The organism is Nitrospirota bacterium, from assembly GCA_026387665.1.
Classification (GTDB): domain Bacteria; phylum Nitrospirota; class Nitrospiria; order Nitrospirales; family Nitrospiraceae; genus Palsa-1315.
Map to the genome: position 1 here is coordinate 143,185 of JAPLLG010000007.1, position 25,110 is coordinate 168,294.

The 25,110-nt window shown below is 59.1% G+C and carries 28 protein-coding genes; 21 read left to right on the top strand and 7 right to left on the bottom strand.

From position 1 onward, the window contains the following. Positions 1–27: 27 nt before the first annotated feature. Positions 28–342, bottom strand: a complete 315-nt coding sequence (locus NT179_04930) for a helix-turn-helix domain-containing protein (protein MCX5721358.1) — start codon at positions 340–342, stop codon at positions 28–30. A 213-nt stretch (positions 343–555) separates the two neighbouring features. Here NT179_04930 and NT179_04935 point away from each other — a divergent pair, with 213 nt between their 5' ends. Continuing rightward, positions 556–1,119, top strand: coding sequence for a tetratricopeptide repeat protein (locus tag NT179_04935; protein ID MCX5721359.1), 564 nt, complete (start codon positions 556–558; stop codon positions 1,117–1,119). Positions 1,120–1,748: 629 nt separating this feature from the next. Beyond that, positions 1,749–2,423, top strand: a complete 675-nt coding sequence (locus tag NT179_04940) for a hypothetical protein (GenBank protein MCX5721360.1) — start codon at positions 1,749–1,751, stop codon at positions 2,421–2,423. On the opposite strand, the gene NT179_04945 is transcribed toward NT179_04940, so the two are convergent. Then, positions 2,398–4,812: an endonuclease MutS2 gene (locus tag NT179_04945; protein MCX5721361.1), complete on the bottom strand. Its 2,415-nt coding sequence runs from the start codon at positions 4,810–4,812 to the stop codon at positions 2,398–2,400. The two genes, NT179_04940 and NT179_04945, sit on opposite strands and share 26 nt — an antisense overlap. A gap of 255 nt (positions 4,813–5,067) precedes the next feature. Between NT179_04945 and gap the strand changes: the two genes are divergently transcribed. The 4 genes from gap to secG are packed head-to-tail and all read left to right on the top strand — an operon-like array spanning position 5,068 to position 8,483. Next, the gene (gene gap / locus NT179_04950; GenBank protein ID MCX5721362.1) at positions 5,068–6,081 is read left to right on the top strand and encodes a type I glyceraldehyde-3-phosphate dehydrogenase; all 1,014 of its coding nucleotides are present in this window, start codon (positions 5,068–5,070) and stop codon (positions 6,079–6,081) included. Between the two features lie 22 nt (positions 6,082–6,103). Next, on the top strand, positions 6,104–7,303 hold the full coding sequence (locus tag NT179_04955; protein MCX5721363.1) for a phosphoglycerate kinase: 1,200 nt from the start codon (positions 6,104–6,106) through the stop codon (positions 7,301–7,303). 50 nt (positions 7,304–7,353) lie between these two features. Further along, positions 7,354–8,124 (top strand): triose-phosphate isomerase, encoded by a 771-nt coding sequence (tpiA, locus tag NT179_04960; GenBank protein ID MCX5721364.1) that lies wholly within the window; start codon positions 7,354–7,356, stop codon positions 8,122–8,124. A 14-nt stretch (positions 8,125–8,138) separates the two neighbouring features. Continuing rightward, positions 8,139–8,483 carry a preprotein translocase subunit SecG gene (gene secG, locus NT179_04965; protein ID MCX5721365.1) on the top strand — a complete coding sequence of 115 codons (345 nt, stop codon included), beginning with the start codon at positions 8,139–8,141 and terminating at the stop codon, positions 8,481–8,483. 225 nt (positions 8,484–8,708) lie between these two features. On the opposite strand, the gene NT179_04970 is transcribed toward secG, so the two are convergent. After that, positions 8,709–9,623, bottom strand: coding sequence for a branched-chain amino acid transaminase (locus tag NT179_04970; GenBank protein MCX5721366.1), 915 nt, complete (start codon positions 9,621–9,623; stop codon positions 8,709–8,711). A 124-nt stretch (positions 9,624–9,747) separates the two neighbouring features. Continuing rightward, entirely contained in the window at positions 9,748–10,122 is a 375-nt protein-coding gene (locus NT179_04975; GenBank protein ID MCX5721367.1) for a PilZ domain-containing protein, read from the bottom strand. Between the two features lie 219 nt (positions 10,123–10,341). Here NT179_04975 and rplU point away from each other — a divergent pair, with 219 nt between their 5' ends. The 10 genes from rplU (at position 10,342) to NT179_05025 (ending at position 17,801) form a co-directional block, all read left to right on the top strand. Then, on the top strand, positions 10,342–10,656 hold the full coding sequence (rplU, locus tag NT179_04980) for a 50S ribosomal protein L21 (protein MCX5721368.1): 315 nt from the start codon (positions 10,342–10,344) through the stop codon (positions 10,654–10,656). 12 nt (positions 10,657–10,668) lie between these two features. Then, positions 10,669–10,938: a 50S ribosomal protein L27 gene (gene rpmA, locus NT179_04985; GenBank protein MCX5721369.1), complete on the top strand. Its 270-nt coding sequence runs from the start codon at positions 10,669–10,671 to the stop codon at positions 10,936–10,938. 128 nt (positions 10,939–11,066) lie between these two features. After that, positions 11,067–12,092 carry a GTPase ObgE gene (gene obgE, locus NT179_04990; GenBank protein ID MCX5721370.1) on the top strand — a complete coding sequence of 342 codons (1,026 nt, stop codon included), beginning with the start codon at positions 11,067–11,069 and terminating at the stop codon, positions 12,090–12,092. Continuing rightward, a complete protein-coding gene (proB, locus tag NT179_04995) occupies positions 12,074–13,195 on the top strand; it encodes a glutamate 5-kinase (protein ID MCX5721371.1) in 1,122 nt (373 codons plus the stop codon). The genes obgE and proB overlap by 19 nt, the downstream gene beginning before the upstream one ends. Before the next feature lie 233 nt (positions 13,196–13,428). Further along, positions 13,429–14,172 carry a nicotinate-nucleotide adenylyltransferase gene (nadD, locus tag NT179_05000; GenBank protein MCX5721372.1) on the top strand — a complete coding sequence of 248 codons (744 nt, stop codon included), beginning with the start codon at positions 13,429–13,431 and terminating at the stop codon, positions 14,170–14,172. After that, positions 14,087–14,659 (top strand): ribosome silencing factor, encoded by a 573-nt coding sequence (gene rsfS, locus NT179_05005; protein ID MCX5721373.1) that lies wholly within the window; start codon positions 14,087–14,089, stop codon positions 14,657–14,659. The genes nadD and rsfS overlap by 86 nt, the downstream gene beginning before the upstream one ends. A 4-nt stretch (positions 14,660–14,663) precedes the next feature. Then, positions 14,664–16,064 carry a tetratricopeptide repeat protein gene (locus NT179_05010; GenBank protein MCX5721374.1) on the top strand — a complete coding sequence of 467 codons (1,401 nt, stop codon included), beginning with the start codon at positions 14,664–14,666 and terminating at the stop codon, positions 16,062–16,064. An 84-nt stretch (positions 16,065–16,148) separates the two neighbouring features. After that, positions 16,149–17,144, top strand: a complete 996-nt coding sequence (bioB, locus tag NT179_05015; GenBank protein ID MCX5721375.1) for a biotin synthase BioB — start codon at positions 16,149–16,151, stop codon at positions 17,142–17,144. A gap of 94 nt (positions 17,145–17,238) precedes the next feature. Beyond that, a complete protein-coding gene (locus NT179_05020) occupies positions 17,239–17,526 on the top strand; it encodes a prevent-host-death protein (GenBank protein MCX5721376.1) in 288 nt (95 codons plus the stop codon). Further along, complete coding sequence (locus NT179_05025) at positions 17,523–17,801, top strand: type II toxin-antitoxin system YafQ family toxin (protein MCX5721377.1); 279 nt, start codon at positions 17,523–17,525, stop codon at positions 17,799–17,801. Before NT179_05020 ends, NT179_05025 begins: the two co-directional genes overlap by 4 nt. Positions 17,802–17,942: 141 nt before the next feature. On the opposite strand, the gene NT179_05030 is transcribed toward NT179_05025, so the two are convergent. After that, entirely contained in the window at positions 17,943–20,555 is a 2,613-nt protein-coding gene (locus NT179_05030; protein ID MCX5721378.1) for an FtsX-like permease family protein, read from the bottom strand. Between the two features lie 162 nt (positions 20,556–20,717). Here NT179_05030 and NT179_05035 point away from each other — a divergent pair, with 162 nt between their 5' ends. Then, positions 20,718–20,993: a response regulator transcription factor gene (locus NT179_05035; GenBank protein ID MCX5721379.1), complete on the top strand. Its 276-nt coding sequence runs from the start codon at positions 20,718–20,720 to the stop codon at positions 20,991–20,993. 2 nt (positions 20,994–20,995) lie between these two features. On the opposite strand, the gene NT179_05040 is transcribed toward NT179_05035, so the two are convergent. Then, positions 20,996–21,922: a dihydroorotate oxidase gene (locus tag NT179_05040; GenBank protein ID MCX5721380.1), complete on the bottom strand. Its 927-nt coding sequence runs from the start codon at positions 21,920–21,922 to the stop codon at positions 20,996–20,998. Then, complete coding sequence (locus NT179_05045) at positions 21,922–22,620, bottom strand: ABC transporter ATP-binding protein (GenBank protein MCX5721381.1); 699 nt, start codon at positions 22,618–22,620, stop codon at positions 21,922–21,924. The genes NT179_05040 and NT179_05045 overlap by 1 nt, the downstream gene beginning before the upstream one ends. 140 nt (positions 22,621–22,760) lie before the next feature. Here NT179_05045 and NT179_05050 point away from each other — a divergent pair, with 140 nt between their 5' ends. The 4 genes from NT179_05050 to NT179_05065 all read left to right on the top strand — a co-directional run bounded on the left by NT179_05050 (position 22,761) and on the right by NT179_05065 (position 25,076). Beyond that, positions 22,761–23,576 (top strand): ComF family protein, encoded by an 816-nt coding sequence (locus tag NT179_05050; protein ID MCX5721382.1) that lies wholly within the window; start codon positions 22,761–22,763, stop codon positions 23,574–23,576. Positions 23,577–23,860: 284 nt separating this feature from the next. Next, complete coding sequence (locus tag NT179_05055; protein ID MCX5721383.1) at positions 23,861–24,058, top strand: helix-turn-helix domain-containing protein; 198 nt, start codon at positions 23,861–23,863, stop codon at positions 24,056–24,058. Positions 24,059–24,074: 16 nt separating this feature from the next. Further along, the gene (locus NT179_05060) at positions 24,075–24,515 is read left to right on the top strand and encodes a hypothetical protein (protein MCX5721384.1); all 441 of its coding nucleotides are present in this window, start codon (positions 24,075–24,077) and stop codon (positions 24,513–24,515) included. Positions 24,516–24,524: 9 nt separating this feature from the next. Next, complete coding sequence (locus tag NT179_05065) at positions 24,525–25,076, top strand: RusA family crossover junction endodeoxyribonuclease (GenBank protein ID MCX5721385.1); 552 nt, start codon at positions 24,525–24,527, stop codon at positions 25,074–25,076. The last annotated feature ends 34 nt before the right edge of the window (positions 25,077–25,110 follow it).

The following is a 25,110-nucleotide window of genomic DNA, read 5'->3' on the forward strand; positions in this document are numbered from 1 at the left end:
GCCCGCGTAGATGGTCTCGGCCGACAGCTATTTACCCCTATCGTCAGGATACGCGCGTTTGAGCCGTCCGGCAATCTGCTCGGGCGAACAGCCCTTGGCCAGCTGCGTCCGCACGTACTGCCACAGCCAGGGATCCAGGAGTTTGCGCGACCGCCGCGGCTGACGAGCTCGAGCCGACGCCAGGGTCTGCGCCGTGCAGGCCCGATACGGTCCCCGCACCGCGTTCCGGGCGTGCTCGCGGCTCACGGTGCTGGGCGCTCGCCTCAACACCGTCGCCATCGTCCGCAACGAATGGCCGCGGGCCAGCCCCAGACTCAAGGTTTCACGTTCTTCAGCACTCATGTGTCTACAGGATCTCGTTCACATGGCAACACCGTAACCCATCAGGGCTTGAAGTGTTGCACTTGGATTTAGAACTCAAGCTTGGTGCAAATACGGCTTGGACGTTCATCCACCTCTTTTCTGAGAACCACAAATACCACTTTGAGGGGAGTCCATGATCGAGTATTATGCTTCGCGGACGTCAAACTTGACGACCCCGTATGAGGTGAACCCATGAGACGGCGTGCACAGTTAATCCTTGCGGTAGTCCTATTAGCCGCCTCACTGCTGTTTGTGGGGTGTTCCAATCCGCTCAATCAAGCCACTTATCAGAAGTATAGGAAGATGGGTGAAACGGCTTCGGCTGCAGGCAACTGGGAAAGAGCGGAAGAGGCGTATTATCGGGCTGGGGTAAATGTGAAAATCGGCTATCTGGGACCAGCATATGAGGCTGACGCCTCTTATAACCTGGGACGTGTGAAACGGGTCCTGGGAAAGTTTGATGAATCTGAAGCCCTTCTGAAGCGGGCACTGGAACTTGATGAGGAATTGATTGGAAAGGATGGATTGCAAGTTGGCTATGTATTGGTTGAACTTGCTGTAACATACTATTATGCGAAGAAATATGAAAAAGGGATACCATTACTCGATAGGCTTGAGCCAATGCTCGGCCAATATAAGACAGGCCAGGTACGAGCCTTCATGAAACAGACCTATCAAACCTATGCAGGAGAGTTAGCACGCCGAGGAATGCCGGAGAAAGCACAACACTTTGAGACAATAGCCGCGTCTTTATAGCTGCTTTTGGCCAAAAATAAATTGAAAGGTGTTCGTTCCGAGTCTACCCAGTCTGCTAGCTAGCTATGGATATCCTGGATGCCTGGAGCTTGATGGCTTTAAATTCAATTCCTCTTCACATAGTAAGACAAGGTGTGAATTGCACATTCACAGCCTCTCCCTAACTCATTGCGGTAGCAAGGCTATCTTGAACCTGTGGCTCAAGTCTGGCTGACATGAGGGCGGGCTAAGGGTCTCCCAACTGCGCGTGTCCAGGGACGGTACCGCGAGACGGGCAGGACAGGCGGGAAAAGCGAGAAACGAGGACTGGTTCATCTGGTCTATCTGGTCTGTCTCGTTTATCTGGTTGGCTAGACCGGAAATCCCACCAGAAAAACCAGACAGACGATCCTGCTCGTTCTACAAACACAGGACCAACGTGAGCGCCCCTCCCATTCCCGTCTAAATAGATCGTGCCGAAAACTTTTTCACCAAAGACCGTTGATTTCCACTTCAACTGAATAATCTCTATTGCTATCCGTTCCTATCCATTCATTCTCGACGAGCCAGCACCTCCATCCTCAAGGCTTCCCCTCCACCACCGATAGTACCTAGGTCTACTAACAGAATGACTCACGCACGAGGGTTCCTTGCTTCACTGGCCGCCATCGATACAGACGCGCGCGCTCATTGCGACAGGTGTACTGTTGTTCTCCCTCATCGAGGGACAGGCCTACGGCGCACCGCGGCAGCAATTGATTCCCGTCCTGGGCGTCACGACCGGCCAGAACCGGATCGGCACGGTCGTCTATGTGATGGTGTCATTCGAGGAGCGGCAAGATCAGACTGGCCTGAGGCTGCAGTTCCACACGACACCGGGCCGGTTTTCGACCTTGGCCCAGACGTCGATCGAACAGGCAATTAGGCGGAGCGCGCAATCCCTGGGGACTTCCACCGACTCCTGGGCGGTCGAACTTTCGGTCTTCTATATCGGCATGACTGTCGACGGGAATAGTTTGTCGGCGATGGTGAGCCTGAGCGTCGCAGCCATGGCACAAGGAAAGACGGTGCCGACCGGTTATGTGATGACGGGAACGGTCACTCCCGATGGAGGGATCGGTGCGGTGGGATTTGTTCCGTTGAAAGTGCAGGCGGCCCAGGCGGCGAACCTGCGCCGGGTCGTAGTCTCACGACTGAATGCGCCAGCCGGAAGCCCTGCCGGCTCGATCCATGTCTCGCCGGTGCAATCGGTACGAGAAGCCCTGGATGCCCTCACCGACTCCTCGCCGCTGAAGCCGGCTAATGCCGAAGCTGAACTACAGTAACTCCGTCTCCTCCTTCTGCACGATCACCAGGCCTGGTGCCTGCGACATAGGGGGAATCTTTCAAATAGTCTCGCAACGATGCTTTCAGTTTCCCTGTGCCATGGCCATGAATGATGCGGAGAAACGGCACGGCAGCCATCGTCGCGCGATCCAGCGCCGCCACCACTTGATCCAGCGCCTCGTCCGCCGCCCTCCCTCGCACATCCACGACCGTCTGCTCATCCAACCCCATCCCGCCTCCTAGCTGGAGCCGGCGCGGAGTCGATGGGGCTGATGCCGGCTTCGACGGGGCGGCCTGTCCCCTTGCGAGGCCGACGAGATTCGCCACGGTGGCCAGCAGTTCCCCAGCCCCCACCTTCACCCTCACTCTTTTCTTCCCCTGCGGTGCTTCGAGAAGCGTGCCGGTCATGCCGAGCCCGCCGATCTCCACCTGATCTCCCATCCCCAACTGCTCAAGCGGAATCGGCGTGCCGGCCGGGGCCAATTCAGCTCTCGTTTGCGCCTCCAGCTCGAACAACCGTTGCTTCGCCGCCTTGGCCTTGATCAACTTCTGCTCGCCCTTGACTGTATCGACCGTGGCTTGCACTTCCGCCCGCGCGCGACTGAACTGCTCGCTCAATTTTCTCTTCAGGCCCCGCTGCGCTTCCTTTTCTGTCTCTTCCAGATGGGCCAGCTGCGCCTTGGCTCGCTGCTCCGCCTGCTCCGCTTCACGTCTCGCCTCAACGGCGCGGGCCAAATCGTCGGCCAACTGCCGTTGCGTGGCTTGCAGATCGTGCAACATCGTTTCCATGGCCCGCTCGTCTTTATGGAGCTTCAGCCTCGCCTCATCCAGCAAGGCCCGGTCCATCCCCAACCGGCCTGCAATCTCCAGCGCAGAGGAGCCGCCCGGCACCCCCATGAAGAGCCGATAGGTCGGCGAGAGGGTTGCCACGTCGAACTCGACGCTGGCGTTCGCGAAGCCGGGCATCGTATGGGCCAAAGCCTTCAATGATCCGTAGTGGGTGGTCGCGACGACTTTCATTCCCAGCGTGGCCAGCCGGCAGAGCAAGGCTTCGGCCAGGGCCGCTCCTTCTGATGGATCGGTCGAGGTGACCGGCTCATCAAGGAGGACCAGCCATTGCCGCGGCTCAGCCTCTTCGTCGCTATTCCGCTGCTGCTCCGTTTCATCGAGCAACTGAATCATCTGGGTCATGTGAGCCGAGAAGCTGGAGAGGTCGCGGGCCAGGTCCTGGGCATCGCCGATATCGGCATAGACGTCGGAGAAGAAGGCCATCTCTGATTCTGCCTCACAGGGCAAATGCAGTCCTGCACGGACCATCAAGGCAAAGAGCCCGACGATCTTGAGGGTGACGGTCTTGCCTCCCGTATTGGGACCGGAGATGACCAGCACCTGGATCGATTCATCCAGGAGAATATCGTTGGCCACCACCTGCCCTTTCGACAACACAAGCAAGGGATGCCGGGCCTGCAGCAATTTCACGCGCCCATCATCGTTGAGCCCGACTGGATGGGCCTTGAGTTGGCGGCCGAATGAAGCCCGCGCGGCAATCCCATCCAGCATAGCCAGGGCATCGAGCCCCGCCAACATGAGCTCTGCCTGTGCTGCGACGAGGGAAGACAGCTCCCGCAGGATGCGCCGCACTTCCCGCTCGATCTCTAAATCTGCCACTTTGATGGAATTGTTCAGCTCGACCAGCTCGCGCGGCTCGATAAACACCGTGGCCCCGCTGGCCGAGACATCATGCACAATCCCCGGCACCCGTCCCCTCATATCGGTTTTCACCGGAATGACATAACGGCCTTCCCGCTGGGCGAAATACTGTTCTTGGAGGATCTCCTCGAAGCGGCGCGAGTGGAGCATCTGATCCACCTGATGCCGGATCTGCTGTTTGAGCGAATGGGCCTGATGGGTCAAGCGCCGCAATTCCGGCGTCGCCGACTCCTTGATCGAACCGTCCTGATGGATCGCGTCATCCAGCGCGGCCTTCACGGGGCGCAGGACCTCGACCGACCGTAAGGACTGCGCGACAGATGCCAAAGCAGGAGCGACCTGCTGATGCCGTTCCACAAAACGGCCGCTCTCCTCCAGCAACTCCAGCACGATCGCGCAATCGCGGAGTTCCAATATTTCCAACGAGGCCCCTTTGCTCGCCCGGGCAAGCGGATCGCGAATATCCGGAAAGGACAAGACCGGCAGGCCCTCACCGGCATCTTGCAGCCGTCCCATCTCCGTCGTTTCCTGCTGGCGCCGTTGTGTATCCTCCAGATCCGTCGCCAAGTCGAGGGCGCGACAACGCGCCGCCCCCATCGTGGACCTGGCATGGCCAGCCAAAGCCTCCAGCAATCTCGGCCACTCCAACACCTGCGTGGTCTTCTCGAACAGATTCACTGATACCTCATGGAAAAACGTCTCAGACTGAGATCGCCGAACTCTAACGAACCACCAACAGAGACGCAAGGCAGAAGGCCGCGCACCGCGCGCCGGTTCTGTCAGCGGCCGATGCGGGCTGCAGCGAAACTCCTGTGATCCGGCGCGGAGTTACCGCCCTCTATGGCTTGACAAGGCCCAGGAGGCGTCGATACTATCGGCCTCCATTGTGGCCGGTTCATTCAGCCGGCCTTTTTTCTTGAGGGACTACTCGCCATGGCTACTCGGATCGGCATCAATGGATTTGGACGGATCGGACGGAACGTCCTGCGGGCATCACTCGGTGATCCCGAGCTGCACGTGGTCGCCATTAACGACCTGACAGATGCGAAGACGCTCGCCTATCTTTTGAAATATGACTCGGTGCACGGGACATTACCCTGGAGCGTCGAGGCCAAAGACGACCAGATCCTCGTCGACGGCAAGGCCATTAAAGTGCTCGCGATGAAGGACCCCAAAGACCTGCCCTGGAAGGATCTGGAGATCGACATCGTCGTCGAATCAACCGGGCGCTTCACCGACCGCGAAGGCGCAGGGAAGCACCTCGCAGCCGGAGCCAAACACGTCATTATTTCCGCGCCGTCGCCTAACCCGGATGTCACCCTCGTGCTGGGCGTCAACGACGAGGCCTATAACCCGATCACGCACCACATCATCTCCAACGCCTCCTGCACGACCAACTGTCTGGCGCCCGTGGCCAAAATCCTGCTGGATAACTTCGGCATCAAGCACGGCGTCATGACCACGATCCATTCCTACACCAACGACCAGCAGTTGCTCGATTTGCCGCACAAAGACCTGCGGCGCGGGCGCGCCGCCGGCATGTCCATGATTCCGACCAGCACCGGCGCGGCGAAGGCGCTGCATTTGGTGCTGCCGCAGCTCAAGGGCAAGATCGACGGCCTCGCGATCCGCGTCCCCACCCCGAATGTCTCGTTGGTGGATCTGACCGTCGAAACCGAGAAGGACTGCGACGTCGCCTCCGTCAACGCCGCCTTCCAGAAAGCGGCGCTCGGCCCGATGAAAAACATTCTACTTTACTCGGAAGACCCGATCGTCTCGATCGACCAGAAGGGCGATCCCCATTCGGCCACCCTCGATGCCCCGCTCACGATGGTCATCGACAAGCGGATGGTCAAGGTCACGGCCTGGTACGACAACGAATGGGGCTATTCCTGCCGGGTGCGGGATCTGATCAAAGTGATCGCGGCCAAGACGAAAGGCCGCTGAGGATTAGCGGACACATCGCCGGATGAACCTACGCAAACAAACGATCGACGATATCTCGCTGAAGGGCAAACGGGTCATTATCCGGGCCGACTTCAACGTCCCCTTGGATGATTCGCACCAAATCACCGACGACACCCGCATTCGTTCGACCCTGCTGACCATCAATCGAGCCGTGGACGACGGAGCCAAGGTGATCCTCTGTTCGCACCTGGGCCGCCCGAACGGAACGTTCAACCCCAAGTACAGCCTGGCCCCGGTGGCCAAACGTCTGGGGCGGCTCCTGGGCAAAGAGATTCTCTTTGCGCCCGATTGCATCGGCCCGGCGGTGGAAAAGCTTGTCGCCACGATGAAGCCGGGCGACGTGCTGCTCCTCGAAAACCTCCGGTTCCATAAGGGTGAAGAGCAAAACGACGACGCCTTCTCGAAGGCACTGGCATCCCTCGGCGACGTCTACATCAACGACGCCTTCGGCGCCGCGCACCGAGCCCATGCCTCCACCGTCGGTATCACCAAATTCATTCCCGTTTCGGCCGCCGGCTTCCTCCTCAAGAAGGAAATCGAATATCTCGAGGGAGCCGTCGAAAACCCCGTCCGGCCCTTTGTCGCCATTCTCGGCGGAGCGAAAGTATCCGGGAAGATCGGTGTCATCGAGAATCTGGGCAAACGCGTCGACAAAGTTATTATCGGCGGCGGCATGGCCTTCACCTTCCTCAAGGCGAAGGGGCTGGAAATCGGCAACTCCCTGGTCGAAAACGACATGCTGGACTTCGCCAAAGGCATCGAGGAACATGCCCTCTCCCGCGGCGTGAAATTCTATCTCCCGGTCGATTGCGTCGTTGCGGCCAGCCGCGAGCTTGGCGCGGAGTCGAAGATCGTTCCGGTCCAGGAAATCCCCAAAGGCTGGTATGCCCTCGACATCGGCCCTGCTTCCGTCAAACTGTTCAACGAAGCGGTCCAAAACGCGAAGACGATTCTGTGGAACGGACCGATGGGCGTCTTTGAAATCGATGCCTATGCCCGAGGGACGCTCGCCATGGCTCACACGGTGGCCAACGCCTATGCCCTCACGATCGTCGGCGGAGGCGAAACGGCCTTAGCCGTCCATCGAGCCGGCGAATCGGAGAATATGTCGTTCATCTCGACCGGCGGCGGCGCCGCGTTGGAGTTGCTCGAAGGCAAACAACTTCCGGGCTTGACCGCCCTCCCGGATCGAGTCGAGTAATCGCCTCGTCGTAAGTTCACGCCCGCGACACCATCCATATCGAGAAATCTGTGCGCACACCCCTCATCGTCGGCAACTGGAAGATGAATAAGACGGCCTCGGAGGCCGCAGCCTTCATTCGCGACCTCCTGGAACGGCTGACCCCATCCCCCAAGGCCGATGTGGCCCTGGCGCCGCCCTTTACCTCCCTTGAATCGGCTACTAAGGCCCTCGGTCCCTCCTCCTGGATCAGCCTCGGCGCCCAGAACCTCCATTGGGAGCAGCAGGGCGCCTTCACGGGAGAGGTGTCCGCTTCGATGTTACGCGAGCTGGGCTGCCGCTATGTGATCGTCGGCCATTCGGAGCGTCGCGTACTCTTCGGCGAACGGGACGAGACGATTCAGAAGAAAGTCCGGGCAGCCCTGGCGCAGGGACTCTCTCCGATCCTCTGCGTGGGAGAATCCCTGGCTGAGCGGGAGGCGGGCAAGACGGAATCGGTCGTCACGGCTCAGTTAAACCGCAGCCTGGCAGGGCTGAGCCAGCAGGACCTCGCGACCGTCACCATCGCCTACGAGCCGGTCTGGGCCATCGGCACAGGACGGGCCGCCACCACGGAGCAGGCCGTGGCAGTCCATCGGTCCATCCGCTCGTTCGTGGAAACAGGCTGGAACAGCACAACTGCCGTTGCCATGAGAATTCTCTACGGAGGGAGCGTCACGCCTCAGAACGCCGAGTCGCTGCTCGCCTCGGAGGCGATCGATGGGGCATTAGTGGGCGGGGCTTGTCTCAATCCCGATTCCTTTGCTACAATCGTGCGCATTGCTCAGACACGACGTGCTTAACTGATCGGAGTGCCATGTATACGTTGCTCATCGTCATCCATGTATTCATCTGTTTTCTCATGATCGGCGCGATCCTCTTGCAGTCCGGCAAGGGCGCTGAGATCGGCGCATCGTTCGGCGGCTCCAGCCAGACCGTCTTCGGAAGCCGTGGCCCAGCCAACTTCTTGAGCAAGTTCACGGTCGCCGTTGCCGCCATCTTCATGCTGACCTCCTTCAGCCTTGCCATCATGGCCAAAGAGCGGACCTTCTCCTCCACGGTCATCGATCTCAAGAAGAAAGAGACCTCTCAGACCGCTCCGGTGACCCCGGCCACAACTCCGGCAGCTCCCGCTGCTGCCGACGCGGCTCCCGCTCATTAGGCGGACGCTGAAAAGGTCCGCCAACTTCGTTCTCGCATCGTTCAGACCCTCAACGTACCTTACGGGTGCGCCTCGGCCCTTCACTCGCTGCGGCCTTGCTGGACGGCTCTTTTGAGCGTCCGGCAACATCAAGAAATCGACATGCACGAGGCTGGTCGCAGGGACGCAGGAACTGACGCTCCTGCACCTCTACTGATCACACCTGATCGTTGAAATCGTAAGACGCTAAATGCGGGTAAGCCAGGCTGCGTGGGAAGGATCCTCCCCGCGCACGATGGCAAAGAACTTCTTTTGCAGAGCTTGGGTAATGGGACCGGGCTTTCCGGTTCCAATGCGGCGATTGTCAATCTCCCGCACCGGGGTCAGCTCGGCCGCCGTCCCGGTCACGAACACTTCATCGGCGATATACATGTCATCGCGCGTGAATCGCTCTTCGGCCACGGCAATCCCCTGCTCCCGCGCCAGGTCAATGACGGAGCTTCTGGTGATGCCGTCGAGGATCGAGGTGAGCGGCGTGGTCTTGATCCGCCCCTTCCGCACGATGAAGATGTTCTCCCCAGTCCCTTCGGACACATAGCCCTCGGTATCGAGCAGGATGGCCTCATCGTAGCCGTCGATTTTGGCTTCCCGCTTCGCGAGGATCGAATTCACGTAGTAGCCGGAAATCTTCCCCCTCGTCATCGACACGTTGACGTGATGACGGGTAAAGGAGGATACGCGGGCCCTCATCCCGTTCGCCAGGGCGTCGTCTCCGAGGTAGGCGCCCCAGGTCCAGGCCGCAATGGCCAGCTTGATCGGATTGTCCCCCGGATAGACCCCCATCGCTCCATGCCCGATATAGACGAGCGGACGGATATAACAGGCTTCCAGCTTATTGATCTTCACGGTCTCCACAATGGCCTCGGCGACCTGCTTCCTGTCGAAGGGCAGCTGCATCATGCCGATATGGGAGGAATCGAACAGCCGATCGACATGTTCCTGCAGCCGGAAAATCGCCGAGCCGGACTTCCCCTTGTAGCAACGAATCCCCTCGAACGCCGCCAATCCATAATGGAGCGAATGGGTCATCACATGGACCTGTGCGTCCGCCCAATTGACGAACGCCCCGTCCATCCAAATTTTTCCTTGTGGTTCAAGCATAGCAACGAAGACGAACCGGTGAATGATGTGAGCGCCGAAAGCGGAATATAGCAGCGGGCTGGAAGAAGCGTCAAGCAAACGGGCGCGCAACCCCCACAGGCACGAAGGAGCGAAAGAAAGACGGCTAGGCAGGCCTCTGAGAGGCGCGAAGCTGCTGGCTCAATATATGGGCGATATGTGTCGCGGCGGACGGATTGATGCGGACAAAGCCTAGGCCGAAATCATACCCATTCACCCAGCGGACCGTGGCCCGTTCAATTTCTATCGTCGGGCCACCGTCTGTCAGCTCAAAGCGGAGCGACAGTTCGAGGCCCGGCGTCACGGCATGTTCACCTTGAATACGCATCCCTGTATGGGACAGATTCGTCACCACACCCTTCCCCACACAATCCCCGCTCAGATAATAGAGCCCGCACTGGGTCGGGATGCGGCGGTAGGGACGGAGCACAAATCGCGTGCCTTTCGGCTGAGGCAGATGAGACTTCGGTGCGACGGCCATAATTTATCTCCAATCCCAGGCGTAGCGTGACAATGACACAGCAGCATACGCCCAGGAATCAGCCCAAGATAGCCAACGAACAGGTTAACCCGAAGGAGGGGGAAAGGGCTGAAGAGGAGCCAGCGGGCGGGGAAATATCCGTGGGGGACGAGCCTTTGCCTTGACAGGCCTCAAGCCCCTATGTTACACAATCATCTTCTGTAACGGAGGCAGGGGTCTATGTACGCAATCATTGAAACGGGCGGCAAGCAGTATCGGGTGGAAACTGGATCTTTGGTCCAGGTGGAGTCTCTTCCCGGCGAAATCGGGGGGACGATCGAAATCGGCGAAGTCAGGCTGGTTCACGGCGAAAAAGGCATGGTCGTCGGGCAACCGCTGGTCAAAGGGGCCATCGTCAAAGCCGAAATTATCGACCAGGACCGGACTCGCTCCATCACCATCTTCAAGAAACAACGGCGCAAGAACTATCGGCGGACCCGTGGCCATCGCCAGGGCTTCACCAAGCTGCGCATTACCGGTATCGAAACAGCTTAACGAGGATCAGTCATGGCAACAAATAAAGGCGGCGGATCAACACGAAACGGGCGCGACAGTAATCCACAGTACCTTGGCGTCAAGGCCTATGCTGGGGAGACCGTCACGGCCGGATCCATCCTGATCCGTCAGCGCGGAACGAGATTCTTCCCCGGGTTCAACGTGGGCCTCGGTAAAGACCATACCCTCTTCGCCCTCATTACGGGGATCGTGAAGTTCGAACGCGGCCGCGGACGGAAGAAGATCAGCGTCTATGCTGACTCCGTGCCGGCGGTTTCCTAACGCATTCTTTCCTCTTTTCTCGTCACAGCTTCGTACCCGCGAGGACTCCCGGCATGACTGTACGTGCAGCGGGATGTTCCTCGCAGGCAGCGATCCCTCAGCCTTCACACTGAAGAAACGGTGCGCCGATGTTTGTTGATGAAGTCCGTATCCGCATCACTGCCGGTCGTGGCGGGGACGGTTCATGCAGTTTTCGGCGTGAAAAGTTCGTGCCTCGCGGCGGACCTGACGGCGGCGATGGCGGCGATGGCGGGAATGTCATATTCGAAGCGTCGCCTCGCATGACGACGCTCCTCGACCTCCGGTACCAAAAACATTACGAAGCCGAAGTCGGTCGCCAGGGAGGCGCAGCCAACTGCTCCGGAAGAACCGGGGAAGATGTGGTGGTGGTTCTGCCTGTCGGCACCGTCATCTACGACGATGAGACCGGCGACGTATTGGCCGACCTGGTCACGGCGGGACAGCGCTTCGTGGCAGCCCACGGAGGCCATGGAGGACGAGGGAACAACCACTTCGCGACTCCGACCAACCGCACGCCCACAGAGTTTGAACTCGGCACAGAAGGCGAAGTCAAATCCCTCCGGCTTGAGCTGAAACTGCTGGCCGACGTTGGACTGGTGGGCTTTCCCAATGCCGGAAAATCGACGCTCATCTCCGTCATCTCAGCGGCCAGGCCGAAGATCGCCGACTATCCCTTCACTACGCTGGTGCCGAATCTCGGGATCGTGCGCTGGGGAGAAAAGGGCAGCTTCGCCGTTGCAGACATTCCCGGAATCATCGAAGGCGCCCATGAAGGCAAGGGACTGGGACTCCGGTTCCTCCGGCATATCGAACGGACGTCATTCTTGTTGTACATGGTCGACGTCTCGGAATGGGCCCCCGAAGAACCGGTCAAAAGCTTCGAGGTCATGCGCCAGGAACTCGCCGCCTACGATGAACCGATCACCGCACGCCCCTTTGCCGTGGTGGCGACGAAAATCGATGCGGCGGGAGATGGCGCGCGCCTGCGCGAGTTGCAGAAATACTGTAAGCGCCATCGCTACCCCTGCCTCGCGATCTCTGCCGCCACGAGAGAAGGGCTGACAGAACTCGTCAACTATGTGGGGCAACAGGTTACGCAGCTGCGAACCACACCATGCGAGATCAGCTCTTAAAGCAAGCCACCCGCATCGTCATCAAAGTCGGGAGCAGTCTCGTTGCGTCCCGAGAGACCGGGCTGCGCCCGGAACGGATCGATCGGCTTGCGGATGAAATCGCGGCCCTCCGGTCCAGCGGTCGTGAAGTCCTGATCGTTTCCTCCGGCGCGATCGTTTCCGGCATCAAGAAGCTGGGCCTGACGGAATATCCCAAAAGTCTCCCCGTGAAGCAGGCGGCCGCCGCAGTCGGCCAGAGCCGGCTCATGTGGGCCTATGAGAAATCCTTCGAACGGCTCGATATCAAAGTGGCGCAGATCCTCCTGACGCACCAGGACCTGGCCGATCGACGGCGCTTCCTCAATGCCCGCCATACCCTGAACGCCCTGATCGGATTCGGCGTCATCCCCGTTATCAACGAAAACGATACGGTGGCTGTGGATGAGATTCGCGTGGGGGACAACGACACCCTGGCAGCCGAAGTCGCCCATTTGGTCGACGCGGAACTGCTCATCATCCTCTCCGATATCGATGGCCTGTTCACGGAAGACCCGCGCAAAAATCCCGCTGCCACCCTGATTCCTCTGATCCAGGACATTACCGAAGACATTGAACAGCGGGCCGGCGTCTCCAGCACCTTCGAGGGGACCGGAGGCATGGCCACGAAAGTCCGGGCTGCCAAGAAAGTCAGCGAGTATGGCGTAGCCACCCTGATCATGAACGGGCAAGAAGCCGGCCTCCTCACGACAGTTTTGGCCGGCGGCCCGGGCGGCAGCCTCTTCCTCGCGAAGGAACGCCGCTTCACCAGCCGCAAACATTGGATCGCTTTCACCCTCAGGCCCCGAGGCACCCTGACGCTCGACGCAGGGGCGGTCGAGGCCCTGGCCAAACGGGGCAAGAGCCTCCTGGCCTCCGGCATCCTGGAAACCGGCGGTCCGTTTGAAGCGGGCGATGCGGTCAGTTGCCTCGACCAGGATGGCAAAGAGTTCGCGAAAGGACTCGTGAACTTCTCGTCCGACCTGCTCGCAAAGATCAAAGGGCTCAAGACAACCGAAATCCAGCAGCAACTCGGGCCTCAGGAGTATGAAGAAGTCATACACCGGGACAACCTCGTCATCCTCTAGCAGGATGCTGAAAAATTCCGCAAGCGGCGCTCTCGCATCGCTCAGAGGCTCAACGTACCACAAGGCTACGCTTCGCCTCTTCGCTCGCTGCGGCCTTGCTGGACGGCCTTTTTGAGCATCCTGAGGTTATTCAAACTCCGGCACGATACGAAATATTCCAACCATGTTTGTGTGCGTACCGAGTTTTTCCGCAGCCTACTAGATGTGCATACGGAGATCCGAGTGCTGAGATTATGATGTCGACCAACTCTGATTCTCAGCCTTCAGTGCCCAGCACCAAGCACTCAGGCATTCTTCGGCTAGGACTCCTCGGCGGCAGCTTCAACCCCATACACAACGGTCACCTGGCCATTGCGCGCCAGACGCGCGAGGCCCTCGGACTCGACCGGATCCTCTTCATTCCCACGGGACACCCTCCCCATAAACACAATGCCAGCCTGGCCCCGACCCAAGACCGGTACGAAATGGTCCGTCTGGCCATCGCCTCAGACCCGACGCTGGCCATCTCGGATGTCGAACTCCGCCGGCCAGGCAAGTCCTACTCCATCGACACAGTTCGCCTGCTGCAGCAAGAATATGGCGCGCAGACCCAGCTCTTCTTCCTGGTCGGGCTCGATGCCTTTCTGGATTTTCCCTCCTGGCGTGACCCGCAAGCCTTGCTGGAGCTCTGCCAGTTCGTCATCCTCTCCAGGCCAGGCCAGTCGTTTCGTTCTCTGTCCACGGTCCGACTGCTTCCACCGATTCCCTACCCCTCCCTGGCGGACCTGGATGCAGAGCGAATTTCCCAAATCACAGCGCCACTCGGCACGCAGGGCCTGATCTGTCTCAAACTACCGCCCTGCCCGATCTCCGCATCGGATATTCGCTCGCGCATCAGACAAGGACTCCCCGTTGCAAATCTATTGCCGCCCCCGGTGGAATCTTATATACTCCAGCATCATCTCTACCAAGAGGACCGCGATCACACGAACCGCTAGATCCACGGCCCTCGCCATTGCACAGGGCATGCTTGATAAGAAGGCCACCGACGTCATCGTCCTCCAGGTTGCGCCTCTGACCTCCGTTGCCGATTACCTGGTCATCGGCTCTGCAGATTCGGATCGCCAGGCCAGCGCGATCGCCGATCACATCAACGGCGTCCTCGCGCGCTCCGGATCCAAAGCACGCAGCATCGAAGGCGCAAGAAATTCGCAATGGGTCCTGATGGACTTCGGCGACGTCATCGCGCATATTTTCCGGCAAGACGTCCGGGGCCATTACGCCCTCGAACGGCTGTGGGCCGACGCGAAACGCATCCCCGTGTCTGACGAACCACCGGTCGTAGAACAGGCGGCAGCCCCAGAGCCGGCAAAGAAGCCGAAAAAAATACCGGTGAAAAAAGCGCCGACCCAAAAGGTCCCAGCGAAAAAGGCCCCGGCCAAAAAAGCACCGATGAAGAAGGCGCCGACGAAGAAAAAGGCCTAGCCCGATGCTCCGACTGCTCACCACCATTTTCCTGATCTGCCTCGGCATCTTCCTCTACAGCTATTTCCGCGAATTGAACCCTGGGACGGTCGACATCAAGACCAGCCCCTCCATCCAGTTTCAATTGAGCCCCGTCACCCTCGTCGTCTTCTCCATGGCCCTCGGCGCCGTGCTCGTCACCTTGGCCGTGGGCATGAGACAAACCGCCCATGCCATCGGCAACTGGCGCAGCGCGCGGCTATTGCGGCGCAAGGAAAAGATCGACGCGTTCCATCGTGAAGGCACCCATGCCTTCATGTCCAAGCGCACCGTCGAAGCCATCGGCCTCTTCGAGAAGGCCCTGGCCATGGACCCGAATCGCGTTGACTCGCTGCTCTGGCTGGGAAACATTTACCGCGCGGAGGACAACTTCGCGGAGGCGATCCGGCTCCATCAACGAGCGAACCGCGTCGACGATCGCAACATCGAAATCCTGCTGGAGCTGGCGAAAGACTTAGAAGGCGCCAAACGTTATGAAGACGCCTTGCAGGCTCTGCACAAAATGCTCCGGATCGAACCGGATAACCTGACGGCGCTCATTCGCGAGCGCGACCTCTTGATCCGGCTTGAAAAATGGAGCGAGGCGCTCGAAATCCAGCACCGGCTCCTCAAGGCCAACCTGCCTGAACCGGAACGCAAGGCCGAGGCCCATCTCCTCACCGGCTGCACCTATGAAGTGGGGCGGCAGCTACTGGAGCGGGGCCACCCGGACAAAGCACGGCGCTACTTCCGCGGCGCCATCAAGAAAGACCGAACATTTCTGCCCGCCTATATCGGTATCGGCGAAATCCTCATCCGGGAAGGCAAAACCAAACAGGCCGTTGAAATCCTTAAAAAGGTCTATGCCAAGACCCGTAGCATCATCATCCTGCACCGGCTCGAAGAACTCTTTCTCGAGCAAGGCGAACCAGGTGAAATTATCCGGGTCTATCAGGACGCCCTTCATCAGGACCCGAACAATCCGGCCCTGCAGTTTTATTTGGGCAAACTCTACTATCGACTGGAAATGGTCGACGAAGCCTTCGACATCCTCTCGACCGTCGAAGGAATCCAGGATCAGCTGGTCGATTACCACAAAATCATGGCCAATCTGTTCCTGCGCAAGCAGCACATGGAGCAGGCCGTCGTGGAACTCAAGAAAGCCCTCCACTTCAAGAAACGCGTCGTCGTCCCCTACGTCTGCACCGCCTGCCAGCAGGAATCGACCGAATGGTCCGGACGCTGCCGCCGTTGCGGAACCTGGAATACCTTCGTGGCATTGCCCTGGCCGAATGCCGGCCAAACGGTCTCCACTCAAGACAGCGGCCCCCTCCAGGTCTCTGAAGTCCCCTACCAGGGCATTGCTTCTCCCTTCGAAACCGTGTAGGTTTTCAGCCAGTCCGGCTGCCTGACAGAGGCACAGCCATCCGCATCGCAATCAATTCAACTTCTACAGATGATGGAGTCTCCCATGGTCGACTATCAGGATTTCGCTGCTAAAGCCTTGCGCGACGAGACGCTGACGAGAAACGAATGCCAGGCCGTGCTCGACACTCCCGATGAACGATTGCTGGAACTTCTCCAGGCCGCCTTTACCGTTCGATCCCGCTATTTTGGCAAGACCGTGCGCCTCCAGATGTTGCAAAACGCCAAGAGCGGAGCCTGCCAGGAAGATTGTCACTACTGCTCACAATCTGCGACCTCCACCGCCCCCATCGAGCGCTACAACCTCTTGCCCCAAAAGCAGATGATCGACGGAGCCAGACAAGCAGCCGCCTCAAAGGCCCAACGCTATTGCATCGTCATCAGCGGCCGGAGTCCGTTGGATCGGGAAATCGACGAAATCGCAGGAGCTGTCCGCTCCATCAAGCAGGAGATTCCGATTCAGATTTGCTGTTCACTGGGCCTCATGAGCGAGCAACAGGCCAAGCGACTGAAGGAAGCGGGAGTCGATCGGGTGAATCACAACTTGAATACAAGCGAAGCCTTTCATTCCTCCATCTGCAGCACCCACACGTTCCAAGACCGGCTCAACACCATCCAGAACGCGCGAGCGGCAGGATTGGAGATCTGCTCCGGCGGGATCGTGGGCATGGGAGAGAAGGACGAGGACCTCATCGACCTAGCCATGGCCCTGATCGACGTGAAACCTGACTCGATTCCGCTCAACACGCTCCATCCAGCCACTGGCACGCCGCTGGAGAACTGTGACAATCTGACCCCTCAACGCTGCCTGAAAGTGCTCTGCCTCTTCAGGTTCCTGCACCCACGCACCGAACTCCGCGTGGCCGGAGGCCGTGAGCATAATCTACGGAGTCTCCAGCCCTTGGCACTCTATCCAGCCGATTCCATCTTCGTGAACAACTACCTCACAACGCCAGGAGCCCCCGCTCCAGAAGTCTGGGGCATGATCGAAGATCTCGGCTTTAAAATTGAAGTCGAGCATCAGCAACCGGTCGCAAAGTAGGAAACGGGTCCAGACACCCATCTCTCTCCCCACCCAACTCCCTTGGCACAGGGAATGGCTTGCCGTAGTCGAAATCTTGGGATAGAGTACCTCCATGCGAAGCTCTACCAGTGTGCTGCAAAAAGCAATCCCCGCGACAGAGATCAAGCGACGAGGGCTTTCCGCCATCGACAAAGCTCTGAAACGCGGCCCGGTCCATGTCCTCAGGGGCAAGGAGCCCACCTACGTCATCATGGCAGAAGAGCAGTATCGGGAATTGTCTGAGCGATATCGCAAATCGTACGTGAGCCGAATCCGCCGATCTTTAGAAGATCTCAAGGAAGGACGTGTCCGTCACGTCACAGCGCAAACACTCATCGACGAACTCCGACTCAAATCCTGATGTATACGCTGGTCACGACCAGCTATTTCGATCGGCGCGCGGCCAAGTTCACGCGAGCCCACCCCCAGCTAAAGAAACCGCTTGCCAAAGTTCTCAGCAGTCTGGAAACCGATCCCTTTCAGCCACATCTCCGATTGCATGCACTCAAAGGAGAATTGGAAGGGCTGCACGCCGTCAGCGTGACTCATTCGTACCGCGTCACTCTCACGTTGAGAGTGACCAAGAAAGAGATCATCCTGCTTGATATCGGAACCCATGATGAAGTCTATCGATAACATGGGCAAGGAGGACGAAACGGCTACCTCACGACACCAGGCGCGCCAGGACCAGAAGTCTGGGGCATGATCGAAGATCTCGACTTTAAAATTGAAGTCGAGCATCAGCAACCGGTCGCGAACTAACAGGCCACCGCTTCTCTATTCCTCGCGCAATCCTTCGACCAGCGGCTGCCTGGCGGCCCAGCGAGCCGGCCAATAGCCAGCCACCAGGGCAGAGGTGAGTGCGAGTGCGACTGCCTGTAAAATTACTCCGCCTGGAACCGTCATCTGAATCGTCCATCCAAAGGACTGTTTGTTGACCACGTGGATGAGCAGGAGGGCCAGCAGCAGCCCCCCCACAACGCCCAGCACCGCCCCGATCAGCCCGAGATAGGCCGCTTCCCACAAAACTAACCGTTCGACCTGCCTCGTACTGGCGCCGATCGCCCGCAAGGTGGCGAACTCACGTCGCCGCTCCAGCACGGCCGTCACTAATGTATTGACGATGCCTAGCACCGCCACCAATACAGCAATGGCCTCCAGGACATAGGTCAGGACGAAGGTCCGATCGAAGATATCGAGAATCTCTTTCCGCAGCTCATGGTTTCTGATCACCAAAGGCGAAACCGTCACTCCGTCCAGCCCTGCAACCTGCGCGACAATCGATTGCCTGACTTGTTTCGCATCGGCCCCGGCAGCCAGGTAGACAGGAAACACGGTCACCCGGTCGTCCTGCCAATATCGTTGATACCAGGTTCGATCCATCACCATCTTTCCTCCGTCGGTCGCGTAATCGTAGAAGATTCCCTCGACCGACAAAGCCACTGGCCCAGTCTGCGTCATGATTGAAACCTGGCTTCCCTCGTGAAGCCCCAGTCGAGTCGCCAACACTTCCGACAGGAGGACGCCTCCAGTCTCGGCGGCACGCTGCAACGCCACGGTCGAGTCTCCATGAACCATCAGATACCGGCTACGCTGCGCATGGAGCAGAAGATCGCGCGAGACCAACGAGACTGTCTGGCCCGCCACTTCCACATGCACCTCCCGGTAGGTATCGACTGCAGCAACGCCCTCGATTGCCGACAGGGTCGCCAGCCAGTTCCCAGGGAGGGAACGGGACGCCTGCCCTGCTTGCTTGCCCTGGAGCCAGGATTGCGGAGCCACGATGAGATCGGCCATCACGGTCTCGTTCACCCAGACCTCAACCGTGCCACGAAAACTGCGAACCATCACGGCCACACCGATCATGATCGACAGTCCCACCATCAAGGCCGACACCGTCACCGCATTCCTGCCAGGATGGCGCGCAGCCTGGTCCGCCGCAATAAGCCGGAGGCTCCCCCCGAGCGCCATCGTCTTGTTCTTGTTGTAAGAGCGCCAGCTCAGCGCTTTAATACAAATAGGCGCAAGACAGGAGAGGGCTCCCAGGAGACAGACCGTCGCGAGATAGCCAAAGAGCGGCAGGCCTCCGACCGGGCCCATCAGTGAACAGAGGCCTGCCAACACCAACAATGCCAGGCTGATCCACCCGAAGAGACCGGCCCTCAGTTGATTCGTTATTTCATAGTCTCCCGGCGCCAAGGCACGAACCGTCACGGTCCTGCCTGCCTCCAGACTGGGACCCAAGGCCCCCACCATTGAGATCAAGGTTCCGAGCAACAGTCCCTTCGCTACGGCCAGAAATGTTGACAGGTCGAACGACAGGATCAACCAGCCTGACGTCACCGGCGCGTAAAGATCTGAGATCGTCCGGCTCACCAGCGACACCAGCCCGCTGCCCAGCCAGACCCCGCCGAGCCCCCCCAGCAGCCCTCCCAGAAGACCGAGCAGCCCTGCTTCCATGAGAAACAGACCGGCAACCCGCTGCTCCGTCATGCCGAGCGCACGATAGATGCCGATCTCGCGTCTCCGTTGCGCCACGGCAAAGGCCATCGTGTTGTAGATTAAGAACATCCCGACGAGCAGCCCCACCCAGCTCAAGACCGTCAGATTGAGCTGGAAGGCCCGCACCATATTTTCAATCTGCTTCGTCCGTTGCGCCGGCCGTTGCACGACCAAATGGGGTGGAACCACCGCCCGCACCGAGACCGCAATCTCATCGAGCGGTCGGCCAGGCTGCGTCACCAGCTCGATCCGGCCCAATCGCCCGACTGAGTGGAACAGCAGCTGCGCCGCCGCAATATCCATGACGGCCAGCCGATCCCAGAGGGACGAACGGGACTCGTCGTTGTGAAGGAGCCCGGCGACTCGCAGTTGCACGAGACGCCCTCCCGCCGTCGCCTCGACAAGACTCCCGACTCCCAGGTTCCAGTCGGCCGCAACCTGGCGGCCAAGATAGAGCGAGTCTGGAGCCAACAGGGTCTCCAGCGCCTCTTCTGCATCAGCCTGGATCTGAAATCCCCGGGTCCCGGCCTCCGCGAGGAGATCCAACCCCACGATCTGAAGCGCCTGCCCTCGCTGTTCCCCCTGGGTCAGCACGACCGAATCTTCAATAACCGGAGAGGCGCTCACCACCCCCTCGACCGCACGGACCGCCGTGATCACCGATTCATCCACTCCGAGATCATGACCTGCAATTTCCAATGAAGCAGGCCCGGCGACCGTTGTGACCGTTTGCTCGAAGGATCGTAGTACGTGAATATTCGCCGTCCCGATGGCCACGGAAGCCAGGACACCCAGGGCCACCCCGGCAATGCTCAGCAATGCGCGAAACGGCTTCTGGCTTGCATGGGCGCGGATCAAGGCGATATGGAACGCGAGTGGTATAGTCATCTAGGGCCTAGACAGGGAATGAACCGCGCAAATCATGGTGGACGAGGAACGAAGACGAATGACAATACGTAGGCTGGCAACAGGGCTCTGCACAAATGAGTCGTTTCGTTTACAGCGATACATACCTTTGCTAGACTTGCGTGAGTTGATGAGGAGAGATTGATGATGAGCGAAAAAACTGCCCTGATCCACAAAATCCAGCCCCTGCAAGAGGAAAGCGACGCCGACCTCCTCACCCCTCGGCAGCGTGACATCCTTCGTCTCGTGGCGAGCGGGCAGACGAACCGTGAAATTGCGGAAGTGCTGGAGATCAGCGTGCGCACGGTCGAAGTGCACCGATTCAACTTAATGCGACGATTGAACGTGAGGAACGTGGCGCAACTGCTCAGACGGGCGCTGCAACTGGGCCTCCTGGCCAAGACGTTCGGGACGAAGTAGATCTACAATTCCTTCAGCTTGCCCCGGCAGTCCTCCAGCTTCGTATAGCCCTTCTTGCTGAGCTGGGCCGCCAGCTCCGTTTCCAACCGGACGAACACACCGAGCCCCTCTTCGACCAAGACCGTCCCGATCTGCACAGCCGAGGCGCCACAGAGCACATGTTCGAAGGCATCCACCCCATTGACCACGCCGCCGGTCCCGATAATCGGGATGCGCCCTTCGAAAATCTTCCAAAAGGCCCGGACATTGGCCAGTGCGACCGGCTTGATGATCGTGCCACCCAACCCGCCGAACCCGCCCTTTGGCTTGATGACGACCTCCTCGCGCTCAGGATCGACCACGAGCCCGTTACCGACCGAGTTGATCAGGTTGAGAAAATCGACCCCGCAGCGGCCGATCACGTCGCCCATGACTTTGTGATGGGCCGGATCGAAGTAGGGCGGCAGCTTAACCCCCATCGGGACCGTGATCACCTTGCGAACCCGCTTCAACAGACGCTCGGAGGCTTCTGCGTCATAGCCGATCTGGGGCTTGCCTGGAATGTTGGGGCAGGAGAGATTGACCTCGATCAAATCAGGCTTTGCCGCATTAATCGTGGCTGCGATCGTCAAAAAATCGTCTTCACAAAGGCCGGCCACGCTGGCGATGACCGGTTTCCCAAGCGTCTTCAACTCAGGAATGAGCGCAGCGTAGACCTTGTATCCGAGGTTCGGCAAGCCCATGGAATTGATGGAGCCGCCGGAAAATCCATAATACCTGGGCGCGGGATTGCCGTCGCGCGGTTCGACCGTCATCGACTTGGTGACGATGGCGCCGGCATGGGACCGGCCCAGGGCCAGCAGCTCCTCACGCGTGACACAGAGGGCTCCAGAAGCATTCATGATGCAACTGGGGAATCGCACGCCGGCAATCGTAATCGAAAGATCCATCACGCTCCTATCGTAAGAGGCTCGCGCGACGTTTTCGCCACGAGCTGCCCATCCTTCATGGTCCAGACATAATCGGCTGCGTCCGCCGCCGCGACACTGTGGGTGACTAATAAAACGGTTTGGCGAAAACGCTGCACCAGCGACCGGAGGAGGAGAATGATCTCCGCTCCATGCTGGGAATCCAAATTGCCGGTCGGCTCGTCGGCCAGAATGATCTGGGGCCGATGCACGATCGCGCGCGCCATCGCCACCCGCTGTTGTTCCCCGCCAGAGAGCTCGCTGGGGCGATGGTGGCGCCGCGCCGTCATCGAGACCAACTCCAGCACTTCTTCGACGCGGGTTTGGACCGATGTCCCTCGCTCTCCGCGCAACAACAGGGGGAACGCAACATTCTCCGCCGCCGTCAGTCCGGGAATCAAATGAAACGCCTGGAAGATAATCCCGACCGTATCCCGCCTGATCCTCGTCCAGTCATCGCTCGTAAACCGGCTGGTCGACCGGCCTTCAAGAAAGATCTCTCCCGAAGTCGGCGCATCCAGCCCTGCAACGAGGTTGAGTAAAGTGCTTTTCCCGCAACCGCTGGGGCCGATAAATGCGCAGAAGTCTCCCTCTGCCACTTCGACCGTGACCCGATCGAGCCCGGTGATGATATCGCCGCCCCGCTCATACTGTTTCGATACCTGGTCGAGCCTCACCATGCTGAGCGACTTCTCCATTCCTAGCCTTGCAACCTGCCGCCTTCGTATATCACAACCATTTATAGAGCAACAACCTTGACTGGCGCGGCCTATTCTCTTAGAAGAAACACAGAGCAACGTTGAGGAGAGCGCCTCCTGCGATGTTACGTGCATGCACCAAGGATCGGTTCATTGGCTGGTGCCGCCAGGCCCTCCGGTTTGTCTTGCCGGTGGAATGTCTGAGCTGTGGGACTGAGCTCGGCACTGACCCGGTCCCCTGCTTCTGTACAATGTGCTGGCAGAGCATCCGCCCGCTCCAGCAACCGGCTTGCGCCATCTGCGATCAGCCCTTTGTCTCGCCAGCTGCCACGACCTATACGCCGAACCATCACTGTCAACATTGTCAGGAGCGGCCTCCGGCCTTTCAACGGGCCTGGACCCTCTTCCCCTACCTTCCACCCCTGAAGGACGCCATCTGCTCGTTCAAGTATCACGGCACATATACACTCGCCAAGCCGCTCGCGCGCCTCATGATCGACGCCCTGCCTGGCGAGATCGACGCCGATATGATTATCCCTGTCCCCTTACACTCAATCCGCTTGCGAGGACGGGAGTTTAACCAATCCTTGCTGCTAGCCGATCAGCTCGGACGTCATCTAGCTCGCCCGGTTTCAGCCACCCACCTCGTCAGGATCACCGCCACCGATCCCCAAACCACATTGACAAGACAGGCACGACTGAAAAATCTTCGGAAAGCCTTTACCGTCCGCAGGCCCCAAGATCTCACGGGGAAACGCATCCTCCTCGTGGATGATGTCTTCACCACCGGCACAACATTGCACGAATGCGCAAAAACTCTCCGACAAGCCGGCAGCGGGCCGGTCTTTGCCCTGACGTTGGCCAGGACTATTGAGACGGACCTGGTGCCGGATCGACTCGTGGCCGAACAGGCAGCACGATCCTCTGGCAGAGGTTGAAACAACCAAACAGCACCATAGCTTTCCCTCAGGCTGCTCAAAAAGGCCGTCCAGCAAGGCCGCAGCCGATGAACGCACCGGAAGCGTAGCCTCTGGCTACGTTGAGGATGCTTTCGAGGCGAGAACGACGCTGGCGGATTTTTTCAGTAGCCTGCCAGAGCCGGATGGCACTGACATGCACTGTCATGCATTTTCACTTGACAGATTGCTCACATTTTCCTACCCTGACGACAGTATCCGAAGCCTCGTGAGGCATATGGATCCCTATTGCACCAGGTTTTTGAATGGCCAACGAGCCCAAGAGCGAGCTGATGACGGCGGAGGAGACCTGCCGTTATCTCAAGATCACTTCGCGCACGCTCTACCGCTATCTACGGAGTCGCCAGATTCCCGCCTTCAAGCTTGGGAAAGAATGGCGCTTCGTACGTTCGGATCTGGAACAGTGGATTCGCGATCGCACCAAAGCCCAGCTGGCGTCGTAACGAACAGGACCCATTGATGTTTGCCGGTGAGTACCTCTGCAAAGTGGATGAGAAGGGACGGTTTATCGTCCCCTCGCCCATTCGTGAGCAGGTCGAGTCGGACGGACAGGCGGTCGTCTTCCTCAAAGGCCCGGAAGAATCGACGCTCATCTACTCGATGAGAGAGTGGGAGAAAGTCCTCGAACGGACGAAAGCCACGCTCGATGAAGACCAGAGCCGGCTGTTCATGCACCACATCGTGTCGGAAGCCGGCACATCAGAGCTCGACAAGGCCGGACGCATCCTGATTCCCAGCCGCCTCAGAAAACTCATCCCCTTGGATGAGGACCAGGAAATCATTCTCGTCGGCCTGTACCATCGCATGGAAATCTGGAATCCAAGCGAATGGCGTCGCTACCTCGCCAGATCCGAAGAGCGATACGAACAGAACATGTCCAAAATTCTCAATCTCCTCTAAGCTAGCGCCATGCCAATTTTCCGGCGCCAGACCCGGCTTCTCTCTTCTCCCCGCGCCGTTCGCGTGACCTCCTACCGGAACCCCGACAAGAAAGTGGCCGCACCACGAACTGCGGCGAAAACCACTCCCCGTTCCCTCATGCCAGCAGCTCCATCAGCACAACCACAGGCCGGGAATCATGCGATAGCCCTGACCCTCCCGATGCCCCCCAGCGTGAACCATCAATATGCCACGGTGAACGGACGGAGATTGCTCTCTGCTGCTGGTCGCGCCTATAAGGCCCAGGTAGGACAAGTCGTCTGGCTGAAACTGGCACAATCCCCTCACCGAACTGCCCTGCTGGCAGGACTCCAGTCCGAGTGGCTCGCCCTCTCCATCAGATTTTATTTTACGTCGGGTCTCCGACGGGACGTGGATGGCGGGCTCAAGATCGCGCAGGACGCCCTCTGCGATGGGCTCGGCCTCAACGACAACCGCATCGTCGAAACCCACCTCTACAAACACATCGACAAGGACAACCCTCGCATCGAAGTGCATTTAGCCCCGGCATCCGCCTCCTAGCAGACGGCACGGGCACTGATCAAAGTATCCTCGT

Bases quoted from the DNA above. Each gene is read 5' to 3' on its own strand.
- gap (MCX5721362.1), top strand. From the start codon at position 5,068: ATGGCTACTCGGATCGGCATCAATGGATTTGGACGGATCGGACGGAAC.
- NT179_05035 (MCX5721379.1), top strand. From the start codon at position 20,718: ATGATGAGCGAAAAAACTGCCCTGATCCACAAAATCCAGCCCCTGCAA.
- NT179_05050 (MCX5721382.1), top strand. From the start codon at position 22,761: ATGTTACGTGCATGCACCAAGGATCGGTTCATTGGCTGGTGCCGCCAG.
- rplU (MCX5721368.1), top strand. From the start codon at position 10,342: ATGTACGCAATCATTGAAACGGGCGGCAAGCAGTATCGGGTGGAAACT.
- NT179_05020 (MCX5721376.1), top strand. From the start codon at position 17,239: ATGCGAAGCTCTACCAGTGTGCTGCAAAAAGCAATCCCCGCGACAGAG.
- NT179_04935 (MCX5721359.1), top strand. From the start codon at position 556: ATGAGACGGCGTGCACAGTTAATCCTTGCGGTAGTCCTATTAGCCGCC.
- secG (MCX5721365.1), top strand. From the start codon at position 8,139: ATGTATACGTTGCTCATCGTCATCCATGTATTCATCTGTTTTCTCATG.
- NT179_04970 (MCX5721366.1), bottom strand. From the start codon at position 9,623: ATGCTTGAACCACAAGGAAAAATTTGGATGGACGGGGCGTTCGTCAAT.
- bioB (MCX5721375.1), top strand. From the start codon at position 16,149: ATGGTCGACTATCAGGATTTCGCTGCTAAAGCCTTGCGCGACGAGACG.
- NT179_05040 (MCX5721380.1), bottom strand. From the start codon at position 21,922: ATGGATCTTTCGATTACGATTGCCGGCGTGCGATTCCCCAGTTGCATC.
- NT179_05045 (MCX5721381.1), bottom strand. From the start codon at position 22,620: ATGGTGAGGCTCGACCAGGTATCGAAACAGTATGAGCGGGGCGGCGAT.
- NT179_05055 (MCX5721383.1), top strand. From the start codon at position 23,861: ATGGCCAACGAGCCCAAGAGCGAGCTGATGACGGCGGAGGAGACCTGC.
- NT179_04975 (MCX5721367.1), bottom strand. From the start codon at position 10,122: ATGGCCGTCGCACCGAAGTCTCATCTGCCTCAGCCGAAAGGCACGCGA.
- NT179_05010 (MCX5721374.1), top strand. From the start codon at position 14,664: ATGCTCCGACTGCTCACCACCATTTTCCTGATCTGCCTCGGCATCTTC.
- NT179_05030 (MCX5721378.1), bottom strand. From the start codon at position 20,555: ATGACTATACCACTCGCGTTCCATATCGCCTTGATCCGCGCCCATGCA.
- NT179_05060 (MCX5721384.1), top strand. From the start codon at position 24,075: ATGTTTGCCGGTGAGTACCTCTGCAAAGTGGATGAGAAGGGACGGTTT.
- NT179_04955 (MCX5721363.1), top strand. From the start codon at position 6,104: ATGAACCTACGCAAACAAACGATCGACGATATCTCGCTGAAGGGCAAA.
- proB (MCX5721371.1), top strand. From the start codon at position 12,074: ATGCGAGATCAGCTCTTAAAGCAAGCCACCCGCATCGTCATCAAAGTC.
- rpmA (MCX5721369.1), top strand. From the start codon at position 10,669: ATGGCAACAAATAAAGGCGGCGGATCAACACGAAACGGGCGCGACAGT.
- obgE (MCX5721370.1), top strand. From the start codon at position 11,067: ATGTTTGTTGATGAAGTCCGTATCCGCATCACTGCCGGTCGTGGCGGG.
- NT179_04930 (MCX5721358.1), bottom strand. From the start codon at position 342: ATGAGTGCTGAAGAACGTGAAACCTTGAGTCTGGGGCTGGCCCGCGGC.
- NT179_05065 (MCX5721385.1), top strand. From the start codon at position 24,525: ATGCCAATTTTCCGGCGCCAGACCCGGCTTCTCTCTTCTCCCCGCGCC.
- nadD (MCX5721372.1), top strand. From the start codon at position 13,429: ATGATGTCGACCAACTCTGATTCTCAGCCTTCAGTGCCCAGCACCAAG.